This is a genomic window from Pseudomonas sp. 5P_3.1_Bac2 (genome assembly GCF_025465995.1).
Lineage (GTDB): Bacteria > Pseudomonadota > Gammaproteobacteria > Pseudomonadales > Pseudomonadaceae > Aquipseudomonas.
On record NZ_JANLNY010000028.1, the window covers coordinates 188,604 to 212,347 of the forward strand.

18 protein-coding genes are annotated in these 23,744 nt (G+C 60.2%); 2 read left to right on the forward strand and 16 right to left on the reverse strand.

Going from position 1 to position 23,744, the window contains the following annotated elements; genetic code table 11:
* Positions 1-324: 324 nt before the first annotated feature.
* Positions 325-1,335, reverse strand: coding sequence for an AraC family transcriptional regulator (locus tag NTD81_RS18060; protein ID WP_262184115.1), 1,011 nt, complete (start codon positions 1,333-1,335; stop codon positions 325-327).
* 179 nt (positions 1,336-1,514) lie between these two features.
* On the opposite strand from NTD81_RS18060, the gene NTD81_RS18065 reads away from it, so the two are divergent.
* Positions 1,515-2,153, forward strand: a complete 639-nt coding sequence (locus tag NTD81_RS18065) for a TetR/AcrR family transcriptional regulator (RefSeq protein WP_262184116.1) — start codon at positions 1,515-1,517, stop codon at positions 2,151-2,153.
* Positions 2,125-3,897 carry an acyl-CoA dehydrogenase C-terminal domain-containing protein gene (locus NTD81_RS18070; protein WP_262184117.1) on the forward strand — a complete coding sequence of 591 codons (1,773 nt, stop codon included), beginning with the start codon at positions 2,125-2,127 and terminating at the stop codon, positions 3,895-3,897. The genes NTD81_RS18065 and NTD81_RS18070 overlap by 29 nt, the downstream gene beginning before the upstream one ends.
* Positions 3,898-4,636: 739 nt before the next feature.
* On the opposite strand, the gene NTD81_RS18075 is transcribed toward NTD81_RS18070, so the two are convergent.
* The 15 genes from NTD81_RS18075 to NTD81_RS18145 all read right to left on the reverse strand — a co-directional run bounded on the left by NTD81_RS18075 (position 4,637) and on the right by NTD81_RS18145 (position 23,742).
* A complete protein-coding gene (locus NTD81_RS18075) occupies positions 4,637-5,026 on the reverse strand; it encodes a RidA family protein (RefSeq protein ID WP_262184118.1) in 390 nt (129 codons plus the stop codon).
* A complete protein-coding gene (locus NTD81_RS18080; RefSeq protein WP_262184119.1) occupies positions 5,023-6,885 on the reverse strand; it encodes a sigma 54-interacting transcriptional regulator in 1,863 nt (620 codons plus the stop codon). The genes NTD81_RS18075 and NTD81_RS18080 overlap by 4 nt, the downstream gene beginning before the upstream one ends.
* Positions 6,886-6,922: 37 nt before the next feature.
* Complete coding sequence (leuD, locus tag NTD81_RS18085) at positions 6,923-7,561, reverse strand: 3-isopropylmalate dehydratase small subunit (protein ID WP_262184120.1); 639 nt, start codon at positions 7,559-7,561, stop codon at positions 6,923-6,925.
* Positions 7,562-7,563: 2 nt separating this feature from the next.
* Positions 7,564-8,976, reverse strand: a complete 1,413-nt coding sequence (gene leuC, locus NTD81_RS18090) for a 3-isopropylmalate dehydratase large subunit (protein ID WP_262184121.1) — start codon at positions 8,974-8,976, stop codon at positions 7,564-7,566.
* A 25-nt stretch (positions 8,977-9,001) separates the two neighbouring features.
* Positions 9,002-9,313, reverse strand: a complete 312-nt coding sequence (locus NTD81_RS18095; RefSeq protein ID WP_262184122.1) for a hypothetical protein — start codon at positions 9,311-9,313, stop codon at positions 9,002-9,004.
* Positions 9,314-9,362: 49 nt separating this feature from the next.
* Positions 9,363-9,953 carry an isochorismatase family protein gene (locus NTD81_RS18100; protein WP_262184123.1) on the reverse strand — a complete coding sequence of 197 codons (591 nt, stop codon included), beginning with the start codon at positions 9,951-9,953 and terminating at the stop codon, positions 9,363-9,365.
* 3 nt (positions 9,954-9,956) lie between these two features.
* Positions 9,957-11,810, reverse strand: coding sequence for a hydantoinase B/oxoprolinase family protein (locus NTD81_RS18105; RefSeq protein ID WP_262184124.1), 1,854 nt, complete (start codon positions 11,808-11,810; stop codon positions 9,957-9,959).
* Between the two features lie 5 nt (positions 11,811-11,815).
* Positions 11,816-13,876 carry a hydantoinase/oxoprolinase family protein gene (locus NTD81_RS18110; RefSeq protein WP_262184125.1) on the reverse strand — a complete coding sequence of 687 codons (2,061 nt, stop codon included), beginning with the start codon at positions 13,874-13,876 and terminating at the stop codon, positions 11,816-11,818.
* A 69-nt stretch (positions 13,877-13,945) separates the two neighbouring features.
* Complete coding sequence (locus NTD81_RS18115; RefSeq protein ID WP_262184126.1) at positions 13,946-15,205, reverse strand: DUF1329 domain-containing protein; 1,260 nt, start codon at positions 15,203-15,205, stop codon at positions 13,946-13,948.
* 18 nt (positions 15,206-15,223) lie between these two features.
* Positions 15,224-16,891: a DUF1302 domain-containing protein gene (locus tag NTD81_RS18120; RefSeq protein WP_262184127.1), complete on the reverse strand. Its 1,668-nt coding sequence runs from the start codon at positions 16,889-16,891 to the stop codon at positions 15,224-15,226.
* A gap of 2 nt (positions 16,892-16,893) precedes the next feature.
* On the reverse strand, positions 16,894-19,296 hold the full coding sequence (locus NTD81_RS18125; protein ID WP_262184128.1) for an efflux RND transporter permease subunit: 2,403 nt from the start codon (positions 19,294-19,296) through the stop codon (positions 16,894-16,896).
* Entirely contained in the window at positions 19,296-20,282 is a 987-nt protein-coding gene (locus NTD81_RS18130) for a YCF48-related protein (RefSeq protein WP_262184129.1), read from the reverse strand. Before NTD81_RS18130 ends, NTD81_RS18125 begins: the two co-directional genes overlap by 1 nt.
* Positions 20,275-21,192, reverse strand: a complete 918-nt coding sequence (locus NTD81_RS18135; protein WP_262184130.1) for a hydroxymethylglutaryl-CoA lyase — start codon at positions 21,190-21,192, stop codon at positions 20,275-20,277. Before NTD81_RS18135 ends, NTD81_RS18130 begins: the two co-directional genes overlap by 8 nt.
* Before the next feature lie 3 nt (positions 21,193-21,195).
* Positions 21,196-22,395, reverse strand: coding sequence for a CaiB/BaiF CoA transferase family protein (locus tag NTD81_RS18140; protein WP_262184131.1), 1,200 nt, complete (start codon positions 22,393-22,395; stop codon positions 21,196-21,198).
* 486 nt (positions 22,396-22,881) lie between these two features.
* Complete coding sequence (locus tag NTD81_RS18145) at positions 22,882-23,742, reverse strand: EamA family transporter (RefSeq protein WP_262184132.1); 861 nt, start codon at positions 23,740-23,742, stop codon at positions 22,882-22,884.
* Between the last annotated feature and the right edge of the window lie 2 nt (positions 23,743-23,744).

Here is a 23,744-nt window from a genome sequence, read left to right on the forward strand (position 1 = left end):
GCGTGACTACGGAACATGATGTTTTAAGAGGCGCGACGCATACTTTGCTAGGTAGTCACCGAGCAGTACACGGTGATCCAGCACTATCCAACGAGTAGCCAATACGACTGATGTGCCGTTGTTTTAAGGTTTTGCCAACGGCTATTACGCCTAAGTCCGCGCGCTCAAGAGAATGCGCGCCTGCTAAAGCGCATTCAGGAAATGCATGAGGGCAGCCGTATCGTGAGCGAACAGCACGAATGCTCGCAGAGTCGCCCGACAAGATTTGCCGTTATCAGATCTTTGCAAACCGTCTGTGAAGATGGAGTCGCACCCATACAACGCTCAATCGCGCCACAGACGCTGCCGAAACTGTCCCGGACTTTCGCCTGTCCAGCGGCGGAAGATGCGGTGGAAGGCGCTAGGTTCCTGGAAGCCGGCTTGCACGGCGATTTCACTGATGCTGATGGTTTTATCGCTCAGCAAGGCAAAGGCGATCGCACGCCGCACTTCGTGCTTGATGGCCTGGTAAGTGAAACCTTCCCTGGCCAGCTGCCGCCTGAGCATTTGTTCGCTGAGGCGCAGTTCTTGCGCCAGCTCCTTGAGCGTTGGCCATTCGCTGCTGGGTTGGCTGCGCAGGCGGCGAAACACCTTGGAGGCGATCCCGCCGTTGTTGCGAAAACGCACCACCAACCATTGCGGGCAACTGCGTAGAAAGCTGCGCAGGGCGGCCTGATCCTGAATGACCGGTAGTTTTAAGTAGCTGGCGTCAAAGCTCACTTCGGTACGCGGGCATTCGAATTCCACCAGCGGCCCCCAATGCCAGGGCGTGGCTTCAAGAGAAGGCGCCAAGGTACTGAACCTGGCGCGATTCAGCGGAATGCGCCGGCCGATCAGCCAGCACATCACCCCAAGCACGATGCTCAGATAGATCTCTTCAGCAGCCCCCTTGAGGGCTTGCTTATCCATGCTGCTGTCCAGACAGATCACTGCTTGGCCATTACGCAGTTCGAGGCTGCCGCGAATGTCGTGGATAAAGAAACCCAGGTACTTGAAGCACTGCGCCAACGCTTTGGCCAGCGTCGGCTCCTGAATCAACGCGCGGCAGATCAGGGCGAAGCTGCCGGAAGGCAGGCCGTGGGAGTCAAAGCCGAAGAATTCATCGTTGAGCTCGGCATCCATGGCCAGCCAAAAACTGCTGACGGCAGTCGCCGGTAAGCGGGCGTCATCCTGCTCCAGCAATGCCGGGTCAATCCCCGCTTGGTGCAGCACGGCAGCGACCCGCTCGGGAGAGTCCTGAATACCGTGAAGGGCGGCTTTTACCAGATATGCCGCAACTGAATCCTGCTCGCGCATGGGCCTCATTTCTTTATTGCCTTAACCCGGATGAAGCATGCGCTACACCTTGGCATGGCAAAAACTATACGTGCATTGCGAAGGGTTTGGACATAGCCAGCGCCCTTAACACCTCTCTAGACTTTCCACTCACACGTAGCCTGCCCGCGGGTAAGCCACTCAGGTAAAACAAACACGCCATGACTGCAAAAAAACCCTCCAGTTTTGAGCGCAACCGTGAGCTGGCGCTACAGCTATTTGCCAGCCAAGGCTTTGGCCAGGTCAGCCTGCGCAAGCTCGCCTCATCCCTGGGACTGTCTACCGCAGCCTTATACAACCATTGCAGCAGCAAGGAAGAACTGCTCTACGAAGCACTTGAGGAGCACTACGAAAACATTCTGCTGATTGTCCGCCGCTCGGCCCGCTCGACTAGCAACGCCCAGCAGCGCCTGCACAGTATCAGCCGTGACATCGCCCAGCTGCATGGTCTTGCGCCCTGGCGCTTTCTGCTCGCCAACCGCGAGCGGCATTGCCTGAGCAGCGACCACCGGCAACAGGTCGAACAGCTGCGCCAACATATTGCTCTGCAGCTGCTGCAACTGAGTGCTCCGCCCATGGATGAGCAAAGCCCCGGGGCGCAGGTGGCCAGCCAGCTTGCACTGAATCTGCTGGAACAACTACCGGTATGGCTGGCCGACTCCCAGCTCAATGCCGCCGGACAACGACCACTGATCGAACACTTTATCCAGGGAGCCCTTTGTCAGTTGTCAGGGCTGCCACGAACACCCGATATAGCCGAGGAACCCGCTTATGCCGAGCTACAACGCCGATCTGCGTGAAGCACGCTTTGTTCTGCACGATGTTTTTGATGCCCCAGCCCTGTGGGCGAGCCTGCCGGAGCTGGCTGAACGGATTGATGCCGATACCGCCAACGCCATTCTGGAAGAAGCCGCCAAAGTTACCGGCAGCCTGATCGCCCCGCTCAACCGCAGCGGCGATGAAGAAGGCGCGCAGTGGCTCAATGGCGAAGTGCGCACCCCGGCAGGCTTCAAAGCGGCTTACAGCACCTACATCGAAGGCGGCTGGGTGGGCCTGGCCGGCAACCCGAACTACGGTGGCATGGGCATGCCGAAAATGCTCGCCGTGGCCTTTGAAGAAATGCTCTATGCCGCCGGCTCCAGCTTTGCCCTGTATTCCGCCCTCAGCTCCGGCGCCTGCCTGGCCATTGACGCCCACGCCAGTGAAGAGCTGAAGAGCTGCTACCTGCCCGCCATGTATGAAGGCCGCTGGGCCGGCTCCATGTGCCTGACCGAACCCCACGCCGGTACCGATCTGGGCATCATTCGCACGAAAGCCGAGCCCCAGGCTGACGGCTCCTACGCCATCAGCGGCACGAAGATTTTTATCACCGGCGGCGAACAGGACCTGACCGAGAACATCATCCATCTGGTGCTGGCCAAACTGCCGGACGCACCAGCGGGGCCTAAGGGCATCTCCCTGTTCCTGGTGCCTAAAGTGCTGGTCAATGCCGACGGCAGCTTGGGCGCGAAAAACGCCGTGAGCTGCGGCTCTATCGAACACAAGATGGGCATCAAGGCCTCCGCCACCTGCGTGATGAACTTCGACGGCGCCAGCGGCTACCTGATCGGCGAGGCCAACAAAGGCTTGGCGGCGATGTTTACCATGATGAACTACGAGCGCCTGTCCATTGGTATCCAAGGGATCGGCTGTGCCGAGGCGTCCTACCAGGCCGCTCGCGACTATGCCCGCGAGCGTCTGCAAAGCCGCGCGGCCAGCGGTCCGATTGCCCAGGACAAGGTTGCCGACCCGATCATCGTGCACGCCGATGTGCGCCGCATGCTGCTGACCATGAAAGCCATGACCGAAGGCGGCCGGGCGTTTGCCTGCTACGTCGGGCAGCAGCTTGATCTGGCCAAGTACAGCATCGAGCCTGCGCAAAAACAGCGCGCCGAAGCCATGGTGGCGTTACTCACGCCGGTGGCCAAAGCCTTCTTCACCGACAGCGGTTTTGAAAGCTGCGTGCACGGCCAGCAAGTGTTTGGCGGTCATGGCTACATCCGCGAATGGGGCCAGGAGCAATTGGTCCGAGACGTGCGCATCGCGCAGATTTACGAAGGCACCAACGGCATTCAGGCGCTGGATCTGCTCGGCCGCAAAGTGGTCGGCAACGGCGGCGCGGCATTGCGCCTGTTCACCGAGGAAGCCCGCGTCTTCGCCGCTGCCAACAGCACGCCGTACAACGCTGCGCTGCTGGATGCGCTGGCACGCCTGGAGTCGGTCAGCGACTGGGTTCTGAGTGCGGCCAAAAGCGACCCGAACGCCGTAGGCGCCGCCTCGGTGGAATACCTGCATCTGTTTGGCTACACCGCCTACGCCTACATGTGGGTGCGCATGGCGGCCAGCGCCGAGCGCCTGCGCAGCGCCGATGAAGACTTCTACAGCAGCAAGCTGGCCACCGCCGCCTTCTTCTTCGCCCGCCTGCTGCCCCGCAGCCTGAGCCTGGAAGCCAGCATTCGGGCCGGCAGCGATGCGCTGTATCAGCTGGAGGCGCAGCAGTTTTGATGAGCATTGAGGTGGATAAGCAGGGCTTTATCCAGCTTACTCCTGATCGGTTTTTGATCACCTGCTGTTCGCGGCTGAAGCCGCTCCTACGAAATGCACCGGCTGTAGGAGCGGTTTTAACCGCGAACATGCGCGGATCTAACACGAGCGCGCGGCAATAGTCTCGATTTCGAATATCAGCTCAGGCAGCGCCAGGGTGGTGGTTTTACATCTGCTGTTCGCGGCTGAAGCCGCTCCTACGAAATGCACCGTCTGTAGGAGCGGTTTTAACCGCGAACATGCGCGGATCTAACACGAGCACGCAGCGATAGCTTCAATCTCAACCATCAGTTCAGGCAGCGCCAGGGTGGTGGTTTTACACCTGCTGTTCGCGGCTGAAGCCGCTCCTACGAAATGCACCGGCTGTAGGGGCGGTGTTAACCGCGAATATGCGCGGATCTAACACGAGCACGCAGCGGTAGCTTCAATCTCAACCATCAGTTCAGGCAGCGCCAGGGTGGTGGTTTTACACCTGCTGTTCGCGGCTGAAGCCGCTCCTACGAAATGCACCGGCTGTAGGAGAGGTGTTAACCGCGAACATGCGCGGATCTAACACGAACGCGCGGCAATAGCCTCGATTTCGAATATCAGCTCAGGCAGAGCCAGGGTGGTGGTTTTACACCTGCTGTTCGCGGCTGAAGCCGCTCCTACGAAATGCACCGGCTGTAGGAGCGGCTTCAGCCGCGAACAACAGCAACGCTTACCGCGAACGCGCGGCGATGGCTTCGATTTCAAACATCAGTTCAGGCAGCGCCAGGGCGCTGACTTGGACGATGGAGTCGGCGGGATAGGGCGGCCTGAAGTAGCGTTTGCGCAGCTCCACCACAGCCGGGAAGTAGGCCATATCGGTCACGAAGATGGTGACTTTTAGCACCTGCTCCAGGCTGGAGCCGCCCGCTTCGAGGACCCGCTTGAGGTTTTCAAACGCGCATTCGGCCTGCGCCATGAACTCCCCAATACCCACGATCTCCCCTTGCGGGGTCATCGCCGCCTGGCCGGAGATAAACAGCAAATCGCCAAAGGCAATTCCAGGTGACAGGGCAAAGGGCTCGAACGGATCAGGCAGTGGCTGCACCAGTTGCTTGGTCATTGGCTGATTGCCTCCGAGGTAATGCGCTTGAGGCGCCGCCATAAGGTGGTCTGGCTAATGCCCAGATACTCCGCGACCAGGGTTTTGTTGCCGCCAAACTGCTTGAGGGCTTTGACGATTTCTTCCTGCTCGACCTGATGCAGATGGCCGCCTTCGTCTATTTCGCTGTCGCTGTTGAATAACTCCGGGGCCACACGCGGCATGGCGTCCACCAGCGCCTCGCAACTGCCATAGATGCGTAAGGACACCACCAGGCGCTCGATGATGTTCTCCAGCTGCCGCACGTTGCCCGGCCAGGTGTAGCGCCGGAAGATCGGGGTCAGGCCACGACTCAGCTCCAGCGCGTCCACTTCCACGGCGTAGCGCTGCGACTCGCGGCGAATCAGGTATTCGCTCAGCAGCGGGATATCTTCCATACGCTCTCGCAGCGGCGGCAGCACCACGACAAAGGTACTCAGACGGTAGTAGAGGTCTTCACGAAAACGCCCGGCGCGGACTTCGGCCTGTAAGTCGGCGTTACAGGCCACGACAAACTTGATATTCAGCGCAATCGCCCGCCGCGCGCCCACGGGGCGGACTTCGCGCTCTTGCAGCACACGCAGCAACTTAGCTTGCTGCGGCAAGGGCATGGAGTTGATTTCATCGAGGAAAAAGGTGCCGTTGTTGGCGCTCTCCAGCAACCCCGACTTACCGCCACTCTTGGCGCTGGTAAAGGCGCCCTCGGCGTAACCGAACAGTTCCGACTCAAACAATTCGGCCGGAATCGCCGCGCAGTTGATCGCCACAAAAGGGCCATTGCTGTTCAGGCTGGCCGTATGGATCTGCCGCGCCGCCAGCTCCTTGCCCGTTCCGGTTTCGCCCCGCAATAAGACTGTGCCGGGCGTCGAACCGTACAGATGCAACTGACTCTGCACCTCCAGCATGCGGCTGGATTGGTACACCATGCGCCGCGTCTGATCGCTGGGTTGGGCCAGAGGCTGTGGATAGAAAATATACAGCGCGCCAATGCCTTCGTTACTCACCTCGAACGGCAGCTTGTTGAGGGTACACAGCCGATCGCCCAGCAGCAGGCCTTCGGCCCTCAGGCTATCGGCCTCCAGCACCCGGGAATCCAAGATGCCATTCAAGCGCCGCCGCTTGGGCAACGTCGGAATCAGGCTCAGAGCCGCACTGTTCCAGGCCACCACCACGCCGTTGCGGTTGGTGAACACTTGCGGGTTGGGGGTCTGCTCCATCAGGAACTGCTCGGTCGCCGCCTGCTGGCGCTCACGCTTGTACATGCCGGCGTGCCTGATCGCCTTGCGCAGCAAGTTGCGACACGATTCGCGGGAATACACCAGCACCGAATTGAGTCCCCATTGATCGGCAAGGTCGCACACGTAGCTGGAGCCGATGACCACGGCGATCCCTTCAGCCCGCAGGCTGTGGAAAATCTCGTGGGCGTGCTCGGCCGTGCTGTAGGTGCGATGGATCAGTTCCATGCCGCCAAACAGACGTAACAGCTCTACGTTTGCCTCTTGCCGCTCATAGGTCAGCAACAGGGCCTTATCCGTGATGCGGCGGGCAGTCAGAAACGCCTGAATAAGATCCGACTGCTCCACTTTGAGCGCCAACACCGGTACCGGCAGGGTGTCCTGCAGATAAAAGGCGTTGGCGCCAGCGCTGGCAAAGATATCCACCTCTTGCCGCTCAACCAACTCGCGGGCCGCGCGCACGGCATCATTGAAAATGTTATCAATGATGGTGATGCTGGCCAGTGACTCGAACTCGGGAATCAGACTATGAATCAACCGGCTGACTTTTGAGTTGCCGATAAAACAGATCCTGACTCGCTCCAGCTCCTCATTCGCAAATTCCACAGCGCTACCTCTTATTTTTATTCAGCGGCTGATTCATTCACGCTCTGAAAACCCAGGGCTCCTCCAGCTTTCTCCAGTTTTCGTAGTCCCTGACTTTGTCTGCATAGGTCAGGGTCTCGCCTATTTCGTCCAGTCCATTGAGCAATCGCTGTTGACGCCCTTCATCCAGATCGAAAACGAAACTCAGTTGCGCGACACGTAAAGTTCGATCACTGACATTGATGTGCGCCTGCACGCCCGGCTGTTTTTGCGCCTGCTCGAACAGGGCATCAATGTCTTGTTGCGCCAGTTGTAACGGAAGTAACCCGTTGTTAAAGCAGTTGTTACGGAAGATATCGCCGAAACTGGGTGCAATAACCACACGCACGCCAAAGTCCCTTAACGCCCACACTGCGTGCTCCCTGCTGGAGCCGCAGCCAAAGTTGGCTTGAGCGAGCAGCACCCCGCCCTGATCATATGGGGGTACATTCAAGATGCATGCCGGGTTAGCCCGGCGACTGGCAATGGGCGTGTCTATTTCACCAGGGTCCAGATAACGCTCATCATCGAACAGGAAATCGCCGAAGCCGAAGGACTCCAGACTCTTCAGGTATTGCTTGGGCAGCAGCATGTCCGTGTCGATATTGGTGCGATTGAACGGAATGATGATGCCTTGGTATGCGTTCAGTGGCTGCATGCTCAAAAACTCCCCAAATCCGTGAGTTCACCCATAACCGCGGCGGCAGCAGCCATGGCCGGTGACATCAGATGAGTTCGCCCGCCTTTGCCCTGACGCCCCTCGAAGTTGCGGTTGGAGGTCGAGGCGCAGCGCTCACCCGCGTTGAGCCGATCCGCATTCATGCCCAAGCACATGGAGCAACCAGGAGAGCGCCACTCGAAGCCGGCGGCTTTGAAGATGCGGTCCAAACCCTCGCGCTCAGCCTGCAAACGCACCAATCCGGAGCCTGGCACCACCAGTGCCTGCTTGACCCGCCGATGCACTTCACGGCCACGCAGCACTTCGGCGGCGGCGCGCAAATCTTCGATGCGGGCATTGGTGCAGGAGCCGATGAAAATGCGATCAATCGGCACGCCGCTCAGTCGCTGGCCAGCTTCCAAGCCCATGTAACGCAAGGCCCGCTCCCAATCAGCACGTTGCAACGCGTCGCGGGCCTGATCCAGTGTCGGGATACAGCCGTTGATGGGCGCCACCTGCTCAGGCGAAGTGCCCCAGCTCACCTGATGCCCCACTTGTGCCGCATCGATGTCCAGCTCTTGGTCAAACAACGCATCAGCATCCGAATGCAGGGTGCTCCAGTAGGCCACGGCCGCCTGCCACGCTGCGCCACTCGGGGCCATTGGCCGGCCCTTCAGATAGGCTTGGGTTTTCTCGTCATAGGCCACTAGGCCCACCCGCGCGCCGGCTTCGATACTCATGTTGCAGAGTGTCATGCGCGCTTCCATGCTCAGGTCCCGTATCGCTTCCCCACAGAACTCGATGGCGCAGCCCGTGCCACCTGCCGTGCCGATCTGGGCAATGATGTACAGGGCCAAATCCTTCGCGGTGACGCCCTCGGCCAGGCGATTATTCACCCGGATACGGTAGTTCTTCTGCTTGCGGCTACGCAGTGTCTGGGTCGCCAGCACATGCTCCACTTCGCTGCTGCCAATGCCATGGGCAAGGGCGGCCAGGGCACCATGCGTGGCGGTGTGCGAATCACCACAGACCAGCGTCATGCCGGGCAGCGTAAGGCCTTGCTCCGGGCCAACGACGTGGACAATGCCCTGACGCACATCGTTGAGCGCGAACAGCGGCACACCAAACTCGAGGCTGTTGCGCTCCAGGGTGGCGATCTGTTGACGGGCAATCGCGTCACTGACCCCTTCAACCCCTTGCTCCCGGCTGAGCGTGGGCACGTTGTGATCAGGGGTCGCCAGCGAAGTGTCCAAGCGCCAAGGCTTGCGTCCGGCCAGACGCAGGTTGGAAAAGGCCTGCGGCGACGTCACCTCATGCAAGAGGTGACGGTCGATATATAAAAGCGTGGAGCCATCGGCAAGTTCATCGATCCGATGCCGCGCCCACAGCTTGTCGTAGAGTGTTTGCGCTCCCACGAGAGTATCCTCTGTTCTTCAAGGCTTAATTCAGGTCAGTCCAGGGAATCCAGCGGTAGAGTTCTTCACCACTGGGATCGAGGATCTTGTAGCCACAATAGGTATCCAGCCGACCTTCAGCTTTGGGCTGAATAAGGCAGTACGGCTTGTAACAATCGTCAACGGGCTTCAGCTGTTGCAGACGCTCCTTGGCCTGCTGCAGTTCGCCCTTGGCCGCTTGCGCCCGGCGTCCGTCCTGCACCGCTACGCTGGCGCGAAAGTGCGTCACCCAGGCCTGCGAATAATTCTGGCAGGCGAGGGACTGGCTACTGATGGGGGATGCATAGCGGCTATTCATGCTTTCACTCGCACACCCCGTCAGTAGGACCAACAACGCGCCCCCGGCACTAAGCCAGCAACGCAAGGCAATGCTCCAGCGTACGCACGTCGACATACTTCAGTTGCAGGTCGAACAGGTTGGCCTTGTGGGCCTCCTGGTTGCGATCGCCCACCGCCTCCTCTGGGATCAGCACCCGCAGGTCGTGCTGCAAACCATCTACCGCCGTCGCACGCACACAACCACTGGTGGTCAGCCCCGTTACCATCACACCATCGACACCCGCCTCCTCCAGCCGGGCCTTCAGGTCCGTGGCAAAGAAAGCGCTGGCCCAGTGTTTGACCAACACCGGCTCGTTGGCCAACGGGGCCAGCCGTGGATCAATCGCCACCAGCTCGCTGCCGGCGGCGAGCACATTCAGGCTCGGCAGCTTTTCCCGAAACACCCGCGCCTGATCCGCGCTGTCATAGGCCACGGTGGTGAAGAACACCGGCCAGCCGCGCTGACGAAATGCGCTCAGCAAACGCTGGTTAGCCTCAATCACCTGTGGGCAATCGGCGCCCAGAGGGCTCAGCCCGGGGTCGGTAAACCCCAGACTGAGATCCACCAGGATCAAGGCATATCGCTTGGCTGCTACCAACTCACGCGATTGCAGGGCCATGGATTAGCTCCAAACCGGGGTGGCAGGGGCAGGCAGACCGGTTTCAGCCTGACAGCGGTCCTTCAGTTCTTGCACGGTGCCGCCACGGTTGAACAGGCTGATTTCGCCACGGGCTTGGCTCAGTTGTGCACGCAGGGCCTCGGTCGCGGCTTGATTGAGCGCCTCGCCTTCGATCACCACGCCATAACGGCGGGCCCCTTCCACACTGACCAGGCCACGCTTGACGTCTTGCAGCACCTTGGCCGTGTCGCGCTTGAATGGATCACCCCAGCCGCCCGCGCCCCAGGTGTCGAACAGCAGCAGGTCGCCCGCTTTGACCACGATGTTGTCGCACTTGGACGGCAGCATCTGGCGAGTGCCGTCGACGCGCAGCAGCTCTTTACGGCTGCGGGCCCCCGGCTCACCACCGTTGACGCCCCAGGGGTAGGTCAGCCAGCGGTCGTCGTGGATGGAGATTTCGCCATCGGCCAGCAGGCAGTAGCTCACCCGCAGGCCGTTGCCACCGCGATGCAAGCCCGCACCGCCAGTATCGGTAAGGGTTTCGTAGCTTTCGATACGCAGCGGGAAGTACGCCTCGACGAACTCGTTCGGCACGTTGGTGAAGCCCGGCCACAAGGAATGTCCATCGGCGCCATCGCCCGCCGGACGCCCCGGAATACCGCCAAAACCGATCTGGAACAGCTGGAACCATTCACCGTTTTTGTCGTAGCCGGAATACATAAAGTGTGGCGAGTCAGAGAAGCCGGCCGCGTTCATGGCATCCGGCGTGCCTTGACCGAGCAGGCCGCCCATCATGTCGAAGATCCGGCCCAGGGCGTGGGTCCGGCAGGACAGCGCCGCCGGGAAGTTGGGCTTGAGCAGCGAGCCTTGCGGAATGCGCACGTCGACCAGATCGTAGAAGCCGTCGTTGAGCAAAATAGCCGGGTCGAACAGGCTGATGGTCAAGGCGCCAAAGAAGATCTTGAACATCTCTTCATTGACGTAGAAGTTCACCGAGGACGGTGCCTGCGGGTCGGTGCCGGCGAAGTCGAAGATGGCTTTCTCACCCTCGCGCCAGAGGGCGCAGCGCAGGGTGTACGGGCCAAGGCCGGCGCCGTCGTCGCAGATGTAGTCCTCGAACACCTGACGCTCTTCGGAGACCACGCGCTGGATCACTTCTTTCATGGCCCGCCGGGTGCGCTCGAGCATCTCTTGCTGGGCGCTGTAGAACACGTCGTCGCCGAAGCGCTCGGCCAGTTCCACGCAACGCTTACCGGCGGTACGGCAGGCCGCCACGATGGCGTTGAGGTCGGAACGGTTCCAGCGCGGCAAACGCACGTTGTGCAGGATGACGTCGAGCATGTCGCTGTTCATCACGCCGTTGCGGTACAGCTTGACCGGCGGAATGCGGATGCCTTCTTCCCAGATCGAGCTGGCGTTGGTCGGCAAGGAGCCCGGCACCTTGCCGCCCACGTCGGACATGTGGCCGAACATGGCGGAGTAGTTGATGACCCGGCCGTCTTTGAAGATCGGCATCAGCACCAGCCAGTCCGGCAGGTGGCTGACCGCACCGTTGCACAGGTACGGATCGTTGGTGAGGAAGATGTCGCCCTCTTCGATCTCGCCGGTGTAGTTCTCCAGAAAGCCGGTGATGAAGGAGCCGAACTGGCCGACGATCATCTTGCCTTCGCTGGTGGCAATCAGCGGGAAGGCGTCGCCTTGCTCACGAATACCGGGGCTCATGGCCGTGCGAAAGAGTACCGCGTCCATCTCGAAGCGGGCGTTGCTCAGGGCGTTTTCGACGATATCGATGGTGATGCTGTCGACCGGCACGCGCTTGAACGGGGTGTTATTAGTCTGCTTGATACGCGCAACCATGATGCTTACTCCTGCGGACGAATCAGCAAGTTGCCGATGCGGTCAACCGCCGCTTCGTAACCTGGGAACACAACAGTGGTGGAATCCATCTCCATAACGATGGCAGGGCCCGCGATCACCAGACCCGGAGCAAGTTTGCTGCGGTCGTAGAGGGTCGCGTCGTAGTCCTTGCCGGCGTAATGGATCGGGCTGCGCCCGCTCACCGCGTCAGCCAGCAGCGGCGGCTTGCCTTCATCGTACTGCCGCTCGGTGATTTGCGGCCGCGGCGCACGGGCGATGGCGCGCAGGTTGATGAGTTCGTGGGAGTCTTCGAGGAAGAAGCTGAACAGCTGCTCATGCTCGGCATCGAAGGCGCCCGTGATGACGCTAAGGCCGTCGCGGGCCAGTGCCTCACGGTCGATTTCCAGGGTGAGTTGCAGGGCCTGACCCTGATAACGCACGTCGGCCTGGAAGTTGAGCTGCTGGGAAGCCGGGTTGATGCCCTGCGCGGCCAGCGACTCACTGACCTGAGCGGCCAGTTGCTCGATGGTTTGCAGCACTTCGGCGAGGCTCAGATCCGCTGTACGGCGGATGATCGAGCGCGAGGCTTCGTCTTTCACCCGCGTGGTGGCATCGCCGTAGGCGCACAGGACTCCTGGGCCCGGCGGAATGATTACCGGCCAGGCATTCATCAGAATCCCCATGGCGTTGGCATGCAGCGGGCCTGCCCCACCGAAGCCGCACAGGGCAAAGTCACGCGGGTCGTAGCCTTGCTCAACACTGATCAGACGCAGGGCGCCGTACATGTGCTCGTTAGCCAGCCGCACAATGCCTTCGGCGGCCTCGAACAGGGTAACCCCCATGGCATCGGCCACTTTCTGCACCGCTGCGGTAGCCAGGTCATGCCGCACCTGGAAGTCACCACCGAGCTTCTGCACCGCCGGCAGGTAGCCCAGCACCACGTTGGCGTCGGTTACGGTGGCCACTTCGCCGCCACGGTTATAGGCCGCAGGGCCAGGTACCGCGCCGGCACTTTCCGGGCCGACGCGCAGGGCGCGGGTCAGCTCCGGCACGCTGGCCATGGAGCCGCCACCGGCACCGACGGTGCGCACGTCAACTGACGGGGCACGTACAGCGACGTCGCCAACCCGGGTTTCGCGGCGGATCCGCGCCTGGTTGTTGTCGATCAGCGCCACGTCGGTGGATGTCCCGCCCACGTCGAAGGTCAGCACGCGGCTGAAGCCGCCACGGGAGCAGAACCAGATGGCCCCGGCGACACCACCGGCCGGGCCGGACAGCAGCAGGTTGACCGGGGTATTGGCTGCAGACTGGCTGGTGGCCAGACCGCCGTCCGAGCGCAGAATCGACAATTGCGAATGGCTGCCGATGCGCTGATTCAATTCACCTTGCAGGTGGTTGATGTAATTCTCGACCTCAGGCCGCACGTAGCTGTTCACCACGGTGGTCTCGGTGCGCTCGTACTCCTGCATTTCAGGTACGACTTCGGACGACAGGGAGACAGGAATGCCCGGCATCACCTCATTGGCAATCGCCAGCACTTCACGCTCATGCACGCCATTTACATAGGCGTTGACCAGACTGATGGTCAGCGCTTCGATGCCTTTGCCGGCCAGTCGTTGCAGCTCGGCCCGAATCGCCTCGCGGTCCAGGGGCCGCACGATAGCGCCGTCAGCGCCGATGCGCTCACTGGCTTCGATGGTCAGCTCCAGCGGCGCCAGCAGCTCACCTTTGTTCCAGATCACCCAGCCGCCCAGGCCGCCCGGCACGAAAGAGCGGGCAATGTGCAGCACCTGCTTGTAGCCCTGGGTGGTAACCAGCCCAACCTTGGCCCCACGGCGGGTCAGGATGGCGTTGGTGGCAACGGTTGTGCCGTGCATCACGGCGGTGATTTGGGCCGCGTCAATGGCGGCGATCGCACAGATCCGCTCAATACCATTGAGTACGGCAATCGAGGGGTTATGCGGCGTGGAAGGGACCTTGGCGGTAAAACTTTCGCCCGTCACATCATTAATTAACAGCAGGTCGGTAAAGGTGCCGCCTACGTCTACACCCAAACGAAAACTCATGGTTCCTCTCCAAGCGCTTCTTAGATTTGTATCGGCCGGGCTGCCTCAGGCAGCCCGGCGTCTTGCGCCTTAACGAGCGACTTTTTCAAGCTCGCGCAGGTTGACATCATCTGCCGTAATGCCGGGCGTGTTCATGGTGGTGCCTTCACCCAGGATGAAGACCGTGCCATGCCGGCGCTGGTAGTCGATAGTGAAGCCGGCAGCCGAAGCAATCGCGGTGTCACCATCAGCCAGGTTGATCGTCTTGAGGTGGTAGTTCATCCACTTCCAGAACTGCCCTTTGCGGTCATAGGCTTCGGCCTGATAGAAACGCGGGAATTGGGTGTCCATGTACATGACCTTTTTACCGTAAGGGTGCTCCGGCGGGGTTACCGCCTCAATCACCCAAACATCACGCGGCTCCCACGAGTCATTGGGGTTCCAGTGCGGAGCGTTGGCCAGATCCACGATTGGAAACTCCGCATTGCCTTTAGCCTTGGCATCCCATGGCGTTTGCGTGGAGTGCGCCACCACCAGCATCTTGCGCTTGCCGAGCAGTTTGTACTCGGGATACCAGCTCGGATGGGCGTTGAAGATCTCGATATCGTCGCTCAGCTGATCGGTGCCACCAATCGGGTCCATCCAGGTCCCACCGGACAGCCGGCGGGTACGCCGTACCGACTTCACGTAGGCCCAGGAGTCTTCCAGCTTCGGTGAGTCATGACGGATGGTGAACAGGCCCAGACCACGGATATCGGACGGATAAGTTGCGTACAGGAGGGTCTTGGTGAAGATGCTGCCATCACCCTCGACCGGATTCTGTACGCCCAGACGGCCCTTCATCTGATAGCGCAGAAAGCGCCACTCTTGCTTACGCTCCAAGCCCGACTTGGGGTCGATAAACAGATAGGCGAACTTCGGATAATCCATCACGTTCTTGTTGGGTTGCGCGTAGTGATGGTTCCAGATCAGTTTTTCCGCCGCCAATGGATCACTGGCCTGCACATCCGGGAACGGTATGCCGGCAACCCAGCCATCGACCTGGCGGGTATCGGGGTTCAGGGTGGCTTTGCCGGCATTGGCCTTAGTCGCCGCCATGTAATCCTTGCCGAGCACGACTGGCTTAGAGGCCGCCAGGTTGATCTGCAAACCTTCATCGCGGATCAGAATCTGCATGCGCTCGGTCAACAGGTCACTGAGTGCAGTCCCCTCGAAGGTATCACTGAGGTGCTGGCTAAGGTTGCCAGCGTTAATCTGAGTGCCCGGCTTAAGCTCTGCCGCCCACGCATTGAGTCCGACTGAAAAAGTCAGGGCCAGGGAGCTGGCCAGACAGCTAAGACGCATTTTCATTGTTGTGATCTCCTGGTCTTAGAAGTTGTAAGTCACACGCACGGACAACTGGTCGTTGCCGTTGAAGTAACCGAACAGGTTGGTGTTATTGAACCCTTGCAGCGCGCGCTTCTGGCTTTCGTCATCGAAGAAGATGTCGGCCTCGGCACGAATCCGCCAGTTGTCGCCATAAGCGAACTCCACTGCCGGGATCACGAAGCTACCGCCATAGGTCAAGTCACTGCCCACGGCCAGGCTCGGATTGATCCGGTCGTTGTCGTAGTTGGTGGCCAGAATCGCGGTGGCGATGGTGGAGAACTCTTTGGTACGGCCGCTAAAGCCCGCGCTGTTGACCAGCTCGTCGTCACGGTCGTAGTCAGTGATCCAGGTATTGAACAGCTGCACCGAGAAGAAGGACGGGCGACTGGTGCCGAGCAGCTTCTGCAGCGCCAGTTGTTTGTCCAGACGCAGCATGGTTTTGACTACGTCTTTTTCCTTGATGCCGCAGAAGCCTGGGAAGAAGGCACAACCACCGGCCTCACCCGCTTGCAGGCCGAAGTTGTACGGCGAGTCGGGGATGTACGACAGCTCGGTGGAGAACACCGCATCGAGCGACTCCAGGTAACGGTTAGCCGAGATACCGAACACATCAACGAACGGATAGATCAACTCGCCCACGGTGGAGTCTGCTGCCGAGTTGTAATCACCTTTGTAGGCACCGGCAAACTGCGCGCCGCTGGCCGCATTCCCGACGCCCAAGGGGTTGTCGGGGTTAGGGTTGATCACCGGGTTAACCGACGGGCCATGGAACCAGGCCAGCGAGTATTCCCAATCACCGACCATGGACTTCCAGCGCAGACCGTAGGATGGATCATCCATGTCGGCGTCTTTATGGTCGTAGTTGTACGGTACGTCAGCACCGAAGGTCGCGGTGCGGAAGGTAATGCCCTTGTTCGGGTTGTTGGCCCAGCGGCCTCCGTCCACATCGTAGGTATTGCCACGGTCTTTAGCGCTATTGATGGCCCCGGGAATGAAGATCATCTGCAGCGTGCCGTCGAGTTGGTTGAACTCTTGCTGCAGGTTGACCATCCACAGCGGCTTGCGCACGTCTTCGTTTTCCGGCTCAAGGAACGAGCGGATGCGCTGGTCATAACCGTGAATCACGTCCAGCGACTGGAAGAAATCGGTTTCCCCCCACACCACCTGCTGCTTACCGACCTTGAGGATGGTGCTTGGCGACAGTTTGGTCTGTACCCAAAACTCGCGCAGTTCTTCGCTGTTGTAGACATCGTCCATCAGGTCGACGTCGGATTTTTTGCGGTCGCTGAACAGATCCGACTGTGCGTTCTGATCCATAACTTCCTGCAAATCTGACAGGTAGTCGGTTTCATATTCACGGTTGACCCGGCCAGATACGAAGAACTGGGTGTCGCCAAACTCTTTGAACAAATTGAGCTTCAGCGTGGCGCGGGCCATGGACATGTCGTAACGGTAATCACCTTTACGATCGGCCCCGACCAGACCATCCGGGTCTGCACCATCCATCAGATAAGGGTTTTCCAGGTTCCAGGAAAAGTGGGTACGCGCGTAGCCACTGACTTCCCAGTTATCCAGAAATCCATCATCAGCTTGCGCTGAATGCTGTGCACCAGCCGCCAACATCACTGCACAGGCTAACGGGGTTAAAAGCTTGGTTTTTCTTTTCATTATCAGCTCCAGTTATGCTCAGGTTGGAGAGCGCGCCCGGTGGTCTGGGCCTTTTTCGATGGGCTGTGTTCGAAGATGAACTTCGGCTTGAACACCAGCGCCAGCGAAGGCATGACAAACAGAGAGGTCAGCGCTGAAACCATCAGCCACAGCCCGATGAGCATGCCCATCTCTGCCTGAAAACGAAGGGCGGAGAACGACCAGAACAACACGCCTGCGGCCAGCGTGAAGGCGGTGAGCAACACGCCACGGCCAGCCGAGCCGAGCGATTGCAGCACCGCGTCCAGCGGCTCAGCGTCTGGATGCTTCTCCAGGTATTCCTTGATCGAATCGACGATGTAGAAGGCGTAATCCACGCCCAAGCCAATGCCCAGCGCTACCACCGGCAAGGTACTGATGCTCATGCCGATGTCTTGCCAGGCCATAAAGGCGAAGGTCACCACGTTGGAAATGGCCACCGGGATGATGAAGAACACACCACTGACCGAAGAGCGGTACACCACCAGGCAGCACACCACGACCACCAGGAAGGCCAGCGCCACCGCCTCGATCTGATCACTGAGGAGGATTTCGTTAACCGCGGCGATGATGCCCAGCACGCCACCGACCAACTTCACCTCGGCCCCATCCAGCGGGTTTTCGGCAATAAAGGCTTTGGCGTAGTGCGTGGCTTTACGCAGGGTGTCGCCCTTGTGGTCGCGGAAGAACAGGGTGACGGCGCCGTTCTTAAAATGAACGTCAGTGAACTGGGCCAGATCGCCTGGGTCAGCGCCCTGCATGTAGAAGCTGATCAGCTCGCCGTTCTCGACTTGACTGCCGCCCAGCTCACGGAAGCGCGGGTTGCCTTCGTAGAGGTTGCGGCGGATATCGACCACGATGTCAGCCATGGAGATGGCCCCGCCGATTTCTTCCTGGCGCTCCATATAGCGTGAGAAACGCATCATCCAGTCGAGCACTTGCGGGCTCTTCATGGTGTCCATGTCGCGGCCTTCGATCACCACAAACATCTGCTCAGAACCGGGATACAAGCGGTTGATCAACGCGCTGTCCTGGTTGAACGACGAGTATTGCCAGAGGATCGGCGAACCATCGCTGGCGTCGCCAATGGTCAGGCGGGTGGCCTCAAATACCAGGCCGGACGCCGCCACCAGCACCAGCGGCGCAACCACGTAGCGGGCGCGGCTGCGCACCACCCATTTGGCCCCGGCGAGGATCACTCGCATAAAGCCATCGAGGTTGAACGGATGGGCATAGCCTTGCGGACGCTTGATAAAGGACAGCAGCGCAGGGGTCAGGAACACCGCCGACACGGTGATGGTCATCACCCAGATGGCGCCGACGATGGCCACTTTTTGCAACAGCGGAATCGGCGTGAGGATGACGCAGAGGATGGCTCCGGCGTCGGCATACAGACCCAGCATGCTCGGCCGCCACAGCTCGCGCATGGTTTGCTCCGCCGCGCGGCGGGCGTCAATCTGGCCATCGCCCAGGACCAGATCGTCAAAGCGGGTGATCATCTGCACGGAGTGCGACAGCGCCCGGGCGGTAATGATGAACGCCACCACGATCACCAGCGGATCGAAGTTATAGCCCAGCAGATTGCCGATGCCCAAGGCCCAGATGGCCGAGACGCTGCCCGCCAGGAACGGCAGCAAAGTTCCGCGCCAGGTGCGGCTGAACACGAACAGCAGCAGCAACATGGAACCCAGCGAAATCAGAGACAGACTGACTGTTTCGTGCAGGTAATGCGCCACCCATCCGTACAGAATCGGCTCGCCCACCAGATGCAGGCTGACCTGATCTTGCACCGGCGAGGCATCCAACAGGGCCTGGATCTGCGGGAAAATCTTGCCGTAATCGACGAGGTGATCGTAGAAGTCGACCTGAATCAGCGCCGAACTCAACTCACGATCCACATACAGGCCGTAGACCATCGGGTTGTTCAGTACGGCCTGGCGCAGCTCGGTAATTTCCGCGGCGGAGGTGGGCACATTCGGCCACATCATCGGCTTGGTTTCGATGCCTTCACTGGAGGCGTTGACGCGCTTGAGCTTCTTCGACGCCAGCGAGGTGATTTGCATCGGGTTCACCCCTTCGACCTTTTGCAGGTCGTAGGTGATGCGCCGTACTTCTTCGAGGATTGGCGCTTTGAAGATCTCGCCTTCGCGGGCCTTCACCAGAATGGTCACGCGGTTGCTGGCGGCAAAACTGTCCTGATACTTGCGGTGTACCTGCACATACGGGTGATCGTGCGGAACCATGTCACTGAAGCGGGTGCGGATATCCAGCCCACTGAGTGACGCGGCAAAGGCCAGGGTCGCCAGAGCAATGGCGATACACACCGCAACGCGGTTGCGAATAGACCACGCGGCCAGGCGCGCGGTGTAACTGATAAAGCCAGTCATCACTGGTTCTCCTTGATCAAGAGCCGGAGGTCTTCTGCGCCGAGCAGGCCAACTTGCTTACCGATCAGCAGTACGCCGTGCTCGGTATTGAGCAGGCGGCTGTGGTAGCTCTTGTCGAGCCCGGCCGGGCTCCAGCGCTGCCAGCCTTTGGCCGGGATCGCCTGATGGCTCTGATAGAGGGCGCCGCGATCCCCGGTGGCGATCCAACGACCATCGCTCCAGATCACGTCGTACAGGTGCTCTTCGCTGAAGGCGGGCACTTGCCGCCAGTTCGCCCCGGCGTCTTCGCTGAGGTAGAGGCCGCCACGGTTGCCCACTGCCACCCCGACCTGAGCGTTGAACTGAATCGCCCGCAGGCTTTCGCTGCCCAGCTCTTGCACTTGCCAGGTTTGGCCGTGGTCGACGCTGTGCAGCAGGCGGCCGAACTCAGCGGCGATCCACAGATCGCCGTTGGCACCGGCGCGGATGCTGTTGAGGGTGACGTCTTCATCAATGCTCAACTGCTGCCAGTGGCTGCCGTCGGCATCGCCACGCAGCAGGCTGCCGATCTCACCGACCACCCAGAAGTGGTTATCGATAAAGGTCACGTCGAGCAGCTTGGCCACCGTGTCTTCAGCCAACACCTGCTGCTCTTTCCAGCTGCCGTCATCCTGCTTGACCCACAGGCGGCCCTGGTTACCCACCACCACCACGCGGCCCGCCGGAGACACGGCAATGCCTTGCAGGTTGTCGCGGCCCGGCACCTCTTCACGGCTCCAGCTGTCGCCACTGTCGAGCGACTCCAGCAACGCGCCGTTCTGTCCCACCGCCCAGATATGCGGGCCGTAGACTTCGGCATCAAAGAAAGCATCGCGGTTTTCCAGCAACGGCTGGCTCAGCGGGTGCGGATTGACCGTCGGCTGAACAAACAGCGCGGCATAGGACAGGCCACCGATAATGACCCACGGCGACAGCCGCCCAACCCAACTCAGACAGGTACTAAGCATGCTGCACCCCCTGCGCGACTTGACGCTGCAGCCAGCGGAAGGAGTGCCCACCCAGCGGCGTTTCGGTCAGCGCCGCCACGCGCTTGACCGCCTCCACCAGTGCCAGGCTGTCGATACCGGTCGCAAAGCCCATGGCGTTGAGCATCAGCACCAGGTCTTCAGTGGCCAGGTTGCCGGTTGCGCCCGGCGAGAAGGGGCAGCCACCGAGGCCGCCGATGGAGCTGTCGAACTCGCGCACACCGGCCTGCAATGAGGCCAGCACGTTGGCCAGCGCCATGCCACGGGTATCGTGGAAATGGCAGGACAGCTGCCCGGCCTGACTAAAGCTTTGCAGCGGCGTCAGCACCTGCCGCACCGCCTGCGGGTTGGCCGCGCCAATGGTGTCGGCAATGATCACCTTGTCGGCACCGGCCTCGAACAGGCGCTGAGTCAGGGAGATCACCCGCTCGGCAGGCGTCACGCCCTCGAACGGGCACTCGAACGCCACCGCCACATAAGCCCGGGCTTGCAGTCCATCGGCCCGCGCCCGCTGCATCAGCTCCGTGCAGACCGCCGTGGTCTCATCCAGGCTCATGCGGATATTGCGCTGGTTCATGGTCTCGGTTGCCGAGAGCACCACCGCCACCGATTTCACCCCAGCCGCCTTAGCCAGCTCGTAGCCCTTGCTGTTAGGAATCAGCGCCGAGTACGCCACCTGATCGGCCATCGGCAGTTGGCCAAACAACTCATCGGTGCCGGCCATTTGTGGCACCGCTTTAGGCGACACAAAGCTGCCGACTTCCACACTGCGAATACCGCTATTGAGCAGGGTCTGAATCATCTCCAAACGCTGCGCTACGCTCAGGGTTTTACCCTGGCTTTGCAGGCCGTCACGCGGCCCGACTTCATTGACGATTACGCGCTCCATCATGGCTCAGCCCACCACTTTGGCATTGCGCAGTGCAGCGATGCGCGCGTCATCCATGCCCAGCAGGCTCTTCAGCACTTCATCTGTGTGCTGACCCAGCAATGGCGGCGGGGTGTACTGCTCGTCGTTATCCAACGAAAGCTTGATCGGGTTACCCGGTGCGTTGACCTTGCCACCTTCTGGGTGCTCAATCTCAACCACCATCTTGCGATGCAGCACCTGCGGATCATGCAAAGCCTGCTCGAAGTTATTCACCGGGGCACAAGGCACCCGCACAGAACTCAACTTCTCGACCCAGTAATCGGTGCTCTGAGTCGAAAACACATCATTGAGGATGCCTTCGATCAGCACCTTGTTGGCGAGACGTTCAGGCTGGGTTTTGAACTTAGGGTCCTTGAGCGCTTCGCTATCGAACAGGCTGATCAAGTTGTCCCAGAAGCTGTCGAAAATCACCGCGACGATCACAAAGCCATCGCTGGTTTTGAAGGTGTTGTACGGCACATGCACGAAGTGGCCGTTGCCCAGCGGGGTCGGGTTCTGGCCGCTGAGGAAGTACATGGTGGCCATGTAGTTGAGCATGCTGATCTGGCAGTCCAGCATGGAGATATCCACATGCTGCCCCACGCCTTTCTGGCTGCGTGATTGCAGCGCCGCGAGAATGCCCATCACCGCGAACATGCCGCCGCCCAGATCGCCAATCGGGATACCGGCGCGGGTCGGTTTGTCGGCGTTCTCACCGGTGATCGACATGCCGCCACCGATGCCCTGCACCACCTGATCAAACGCCGGGCGCTGGAAGTTCGGACCGTCTTGGCCAAAGCCTGTGACCGAACAGGTGACGATGCGTGGATTGATGGTTTTGAGGTGCTCGAAATCGATCTTCAACTTCGCAGGCACGCCGGCACTGAAGTTATCCAATACCACGTCGGCGGTGCGCACCAGCTCGTAGAACAGCTCAAGACCGGATTCGCTCTTGAGGTCGATGCACACACTCTTTTTATTGCGGTTAAGGGTCAGGAAGTACGCACCCATACCGTTCAGAGAATTGTTTGGATCTTTCGCCAACAAAGCACGAGTGCCCTCGCCTGCCAGCGGCTCCACCTTGATGGTTTCAGCACCGAGGTCTGCCAGGATCATGCCGGCGTATGGACCGGACAGCATGTGGGTCAAGTCAATGACCCGAATCCCCTCTAACGGCTTGCTCATATTGTTTCTCTTATTGGTGAGACTGGTGGTTCTGAACAAGCCATAGCAATTGCATTGCCAACTTCTTAATAAAAAAATAAGTGGCTGATATATAAGTAATTTTTATTGAACCCTGACCACCAAAAGAGCGCTGCGCAACAGCCCCTCATTTCAAGTTGAAAGGCTGGATTTCAGAGTGATTGCAAAAGGGTCGTGGGCCGTGACAAGTAATCCGGACTGACGCGAAGTGTGCGCACTGAATCATGCTGGCCAGGCCGATAGAACATTGAAATTCGCCCGGCAGTGCACTTGAGCGAGAAGCACAAAAGCGCCCTGTCGCGCATTCAAACGCGCAGCCGCTGGCAGTCGAGCTATTGAATTGCGCTACCGAGCAAAATGATCGACGTGGAAGCGCCCGCGTTGCCGCCATGGCTGGCGCATTTGCAGGACGCGCGCGGCGGCATAACACCGCCGCCTACTCAAGCCCTGGGGCGAAGTGAAGGGCTTTCAGCGCCGCGCCGCAGCAGGGCCTTGTAGCTGGCTGAGCAAAATACCGGCGAACACCACGACAGCCCCCAGCAACTGCCAAGGGGTCAACGCCTGACCCAGCAGCAGGTAGCCGATACAGATCGCAGACAGCGGGCTCAGCAGCAGGAAGAGGGAGAGTTGTACGGGGTCTAATTGGGGCAGCGCCTTGAACCACAGGTAATACGGCAGCAGCGTGCCGAACAGGGTCAGAAAGCCATAGCCAGACACTTCGCGCAGGGTCGGCAGCGGCAGTGGAAACTCAAACCAGGCGGCAAATGGCAGAACCATCAGTCCCCCCAACAACAGCTGCCACCCCACAAACGGCAGGGGCGGGATATTCAGCTTCCAGCGCTTCATCAGCAGTGTGCCGAGGCCCATGCTGGCCGAGGCGAGTAACGCCGCCAGAGCGGCCGGCATATCCCACTGCATACGGCTGGGCGCCACCAGCACCAGCGTAATACCGCAAAAGCCAAGCACGGCACCGCAGCTAATAATCCAACGGGTGCGCTGACGGAACAGCAGCCACGCCAGCGCCCACACCAACAACGGCTGCGTACACACCAGCAGCGCGGCCAGCGGCCCGGCCAGGCGCGAGGCGCTGTAGAACAGGCAGGCGTGCATCAGGCCCATGCACAACAGGCTGACCACCAACAACGGTGGCCAATCTTGCGCACGCGGCCAGTAGCGGCGCAGGCAAAGCAGGATTAAGCCGGGCACCAACAGGCGGATCATGGCCGTGCTCAGCGGACGTTCGGTCCACAGCACGGCGGTGGTCAGCCAGTAAGTGGTGCCCCATAAAATCGGCGGGATAACCGCACACAGCAGCAAGCGGATCGGCATAC

Bases quoted from the DNA above. Each gene is read 5' to 3' on its own strand.
- NTD81_RS18060 (WP_262184115.1), bottom strand. From the start codon at position 1,335: ATGCGCGAGCAGGATTCAGTTGCGGCATATCTGGTAAAAGCCGCCCTT.
- NTD81_RS18065 (WP_262184116.1), top strand. From the start codon at position 1,515: ATGACTGCAAAAAAACCCTCCAGTTTTGAGCGCAACCGTGAGCTGGCG.
- NTD81_RS18070 (WP_262184117.1), top strand. From the start codon at position 2,125: ATGCCGAGCTACAACGCCGATCTGCGTGAAGCACGCTTTGTTCTGCAC.
- NTD81_RS18075 (WP_262184118.1), bottom strand. From the start codon at position 5,026: ATGACCAAGCAACTGGTGCAGCCACTGCCTGATCCGTTCGAGCCCTTT.
- leuD (WP_262184120.1), bottom strand. From the start codon at position 7,561: ATGCAGCCACTGAACGCATACCAAGGCATCATCATTCCGTTCAATCGC.
- NTD81_RS18095 (WP_262184122.1), bottom strand. From the start codon at position 9,313: ATGAATAGCCGCTATGCATCCCCCATCAGTAGCCAGTCCCTCGCCTGC.
- NTD81_RS18100 (WP_262184123.1), bottom strand. From the start codon at position 9,953: ATGGCCCTGCAATCGCGTGAGTTGGTAGCAGCCAAGCGATATGCCTTG.
- NTD81_RS18105 (WP_262184124.1), bottom strand. From the start codon at position 11,810: ATGGTTGCGCGTATCAAGCAGACTAATAACACCCCGTTCAAGCGCGTG.
- NTD81_RS18110 (WP_262184125.1), bottom strand. From the start codon at position 13,876: ATGAGTTTTCGTTTGGGTGTAGACGTAGGCGGCACCTTTACCGACCTG.
- NTD81_RS18115 (WP_262184126.1), bottom strand. From the start codon at position 15,205: ATGAAAATGCGTCTTAGCTGTCTGGCCAGCTCCCTGGCCCTGACTTTT.
- NTD81_RS18120 (WP_262184127.1), bottom strand. From the start codon at position 16,891: ATGAAAAGAAAAACCAAGCTTTTAACCCCGTTAGCCTGTGCAGTGATG.
- NTD81_RS18125 (WP_262184128.1), bottom strand. From the start codon at position 19,296: ATGACTGGCTTTATCAGTTACACCGCGCGCCTGGCCGCGTGGTCTATT.
- NTD81_RS18130 (WP_262184129.1), bottom strand. From the start codon at position 20,282: ATGCTTAGTACCTGTCTGAGTTGGGTTGGGCGGCTGTCGCCGTGGGTC.
- NTD81_RS18135 (WP_262184130.1), bottom strand. From the start codon at position 21,192: ATGATGGAGCGCGTAATCGTCAATGAAGTCGGGCCGCGTGACGGCCTG.
- NTD81_RS18140 (WP_262184131.1), bottom strand. From the start codon at position 22,395: ATGAGCAAGCCGTTAGAGGGGATTCGGGTCATTGACTTGACCCACATG.
- NTD81_RS18145 (WP_262184132.1), bottom strand. From the start codon at position 23,742: ATGCCGATCCGCTTGCTGCTGTGTGCGGTTATCCCGCCGATTTTATGG.